The following is a 2953-nucleotide window of genomic DNA, read 5'->3' as shown; positions in this document are numbered from 1 at the left end:
GTCGCTGGTGGTGGTGATCATCGCGGTGTTCCCCTGGAGCCTTGCTGGCCTTGTTGTCCTGTCGTCGTGGTCTGCTGGCATTGTCTTTCTGGCATTGTCGGGAGAGGCCGGCCTCCCGGGGGAGAGGCCGATGGCCTATCCCCCGGGACAGGCGTCACGCCTGTCCCATCGTCTGGCTGTCGACCGTGACCTGGCCGGGCTCGATGGCGGCGAGGATGAAGTCCTCAGCGGTCAGCTCGTGATGGCCGCGCAGCAGGATCTGCAGGTCGTCGTCATGGTCGAGGTCGACGATGGTGCGCACGACGGTGCGGGTGTCGTCGCCGAGCGCCTCGTAGATGAAGGTGACCGAGCCGATCTGCGGCGTGTCGCCGTCGATCTGCAGGCCGGCGAAGGTCAGCGTGCCGTACTGGCCAAGCGCGGAGAGATCGATGCGGTCGCCGACGCCGAAGTCGAGGATCTCGTCATGGCCGGCGCCGTCGTTCTGAAGGCTGGCGACCGACTGGAAGACGAAGACGTCGTCGCCGTCGCCGCCAACCAGCACGTTGACCCTGGCCGAGGCGATGATCGTGTCGTCGCCGGAGCCGCAGCTGGCATTCTCGACGTCGAGGAGTGCGTCGTCGCCGATCTCCGCACCGGAAGCCTCGCCGCGCTCGAGATCGATGACGACACCGAGCACGGTGGCCGAGGCATCGTAGCAGTCGCTGCCGCTGCCGCCGTCCATCCGGTCGTCGCCGTCATCACCGCCGTTGCCGCTGCGGGCGAGCACGATGAAGACGTCGTCGCCGCTGCCGCCGTCGAGCCGGTCGTCACCGTCGCCGCCGACCAGGTGGTCGTCGCCACTGCGCCCGGCCACCTGATCGTCGCCACCCCCGCCATAAAGGATGTCGGTGCCGCTGCCGCCGGAGAACCGATCGTCGCCGGAGCCGCCATGAATGGTCTCGAAGCCAAGGATCGTATCGCGGCCGATCTCCTCTCCCTCGGCATAGCCGGCCTCGATGTCGGCGATCACCATCTTGACCAGCGCCGACAGGTCGAGCGTGTCGCAGCCCGCACCCCCGTCATAGACGTCGTTGCCATCATGGCTGCCGGCATCCAGTCCGCTGGCGGCGGGAGGGCCGAGCACGATGACGACATCGTCGCCAGCCCCGCCCGAGACCACATCGTCGCCGGCCCCTCCGGTCATCTGGTCATCACCGGCGCCGCCGGTGATCTGGTCGGCCCCGTCACCGCCAATCACCGTGTCGTCGCCGGCTCCGGCAGTCATCTGGTCGTCGCCGGCGCCGCCCTCCAGGCAGTTATCGGCGGCGTCGCCGCCAATCGTATCGTCACCGGCGCTGCCGATGACGTTCTCGATGCCATCAAGGCTGTCGCTGCCGATATCGGTACCGGTGGCGGTGCCTGATGCAAGGTCGACATCGACGGCTGACGTCGCGCCGCTGGCGTCGTAGGTGTCGCTGCCCTCGCCGCCGACATAGGTGTCGTTGCCGTCGCTGACAGGCGTGCCCGCGGCCTGCTGCGTCAGGTCCTCGCCAAGCAGGCCGACCCTGAAGGTATCGTCGCCGGCCTCGCCGAGCGCCACGTCCGTGCCGAGGCCGCCCGTCAGTGCGTCGTCGCCCGCGCCGCCTTCGATCAGATCGTCGCCGGCCTTGCCGGCAAGCTGGTCGTCGCCAGCCCCGCCCTGCAGATGGTTGCCGCCACCGTCGCCGCTAATCGTGTCGTCATCGCCGCTGCCGATGACATTCTCGATGCCATCAAGGCTGTCGCTGCCGATGTCGGTACCGGTGGCGGTGCCGGATGCAAGGTCGACGGTAACGGCGGCCGTTGCGCCGCCGGCGTCATAGGTGTCGCTGCCCTCGCCGCCGACATAGGTGTCGTTGCCGTCGGAGGTGGAGGTTGACGTGCCCGCCGCTTCCTGGCGCAGGTCCTCGCTGAGCAGCCCGACCCGGAAGCTATCGTTGCCCGCGCCGCCGAGCGCCACGTCCTTGCCGAGGCCACCGGTCAGCAGGTCATTGCCGGCGCCGCCTTCCAGCAGGTCGTCGCCGGCCTCGCCGAAGAGCTGATCGTCGCCGTCATCCCCCATCAGGTGGTCGTTGCCGGCGCCGCCGAACAGCCGGTCGTGGCCCCCCTCGCCGATCAGGCTGTCATTGCCTTCGTCGCCGAACAGGTCGTCATTGCCCTCGCCGCCGAACAGCACGTCGTTGCCAAGCCCGCCGAACAGACGGTCGTTGCCGGCCTCGCCATGGATCAGGTCATCGCCGTCGCCGCCGAAGACGGTGTCGTCGCCGGACCCGGCAAACACCACGTCACGGCCCTCGCGAGCATGGACGAAGTCGTCGCCATCCTTCAGCGAGATGATGTCGTTATCAGGCGTGCCGAGCAGCCGGTCGTCGCCGTCGGTGCCGGCAATCTCGTGCGGCCCGCCCTTCAAGAGCGACAGGCTCGACTGCGTGACGATGCTGCCCTTACCGTCGCTCACCTGGTAGGTGAAGGTCACCGGGCCGCTCACCCCGCGCGCCGGCGTATAGAGCCAGACGCCGTCGCCATAGGCGGTGATCGCCCCGCTCGAGGCCGTCAGGTTGCGCACGCTCAACTCATCGCCGTCCGGATCGTAGGTCTTGGCCAAGAGATCGTCGAGGAAGATCAGCATCGACAGGTTGACCAGGCCATTGGCCAGAACGTTGCGGCCGAGCGACACCGGCAGCCGGTTGGCGCGGGTCTCGTCATCGTCGTCGTCGCCGCCATCGCCGCCATTGCCGCCATGCTGGCCAGGGCCGCCCGGCAGTGGCCCCCCGTCATGACCGTCGCCGTCGCGGCCGCCGGTGTCGCCGGGACCGCGGCCACGACCTCCACCATGGCCGCCGCCACCGTGGCGGGCCCGACCAGGATTGGGGAAGTGGAAGCTCTCGCCGTTGATGCCGATGCGGCCGTCATTGTCGTTGGCGTTGAAGGCCCG

Annotated in this window: 1 protein-coding gene; it reads right to left on the bottom strand. The window is 68.8% G+C overall.

The features are described from left to right. Nucleotides 1-154: 154 nt before the first annotated feature. On the bottom strand, nt 155-2953 hold a 2799-nt coding region (locus RGCCGE502_RS34890; protein WP_016558825.1), incomplete at its 5' end, for a cadherin-like domain-containing protein.

It is taken from the genome of Rhizobium grahamii CCGE 502 (assembly GCF_000298315.2).
GTDB lineage: Bacteria > Pseudomonadota > Alphaproteobacteria > Rhizobiales > Rhizobiaceae > Rhizobium > Rhizobium grahamii.
The sequence above is the reverse complement of the archived record's forward strand: the minus strand, read 5'-3'. Positions and strand labels throughout refer to the sequence as shown.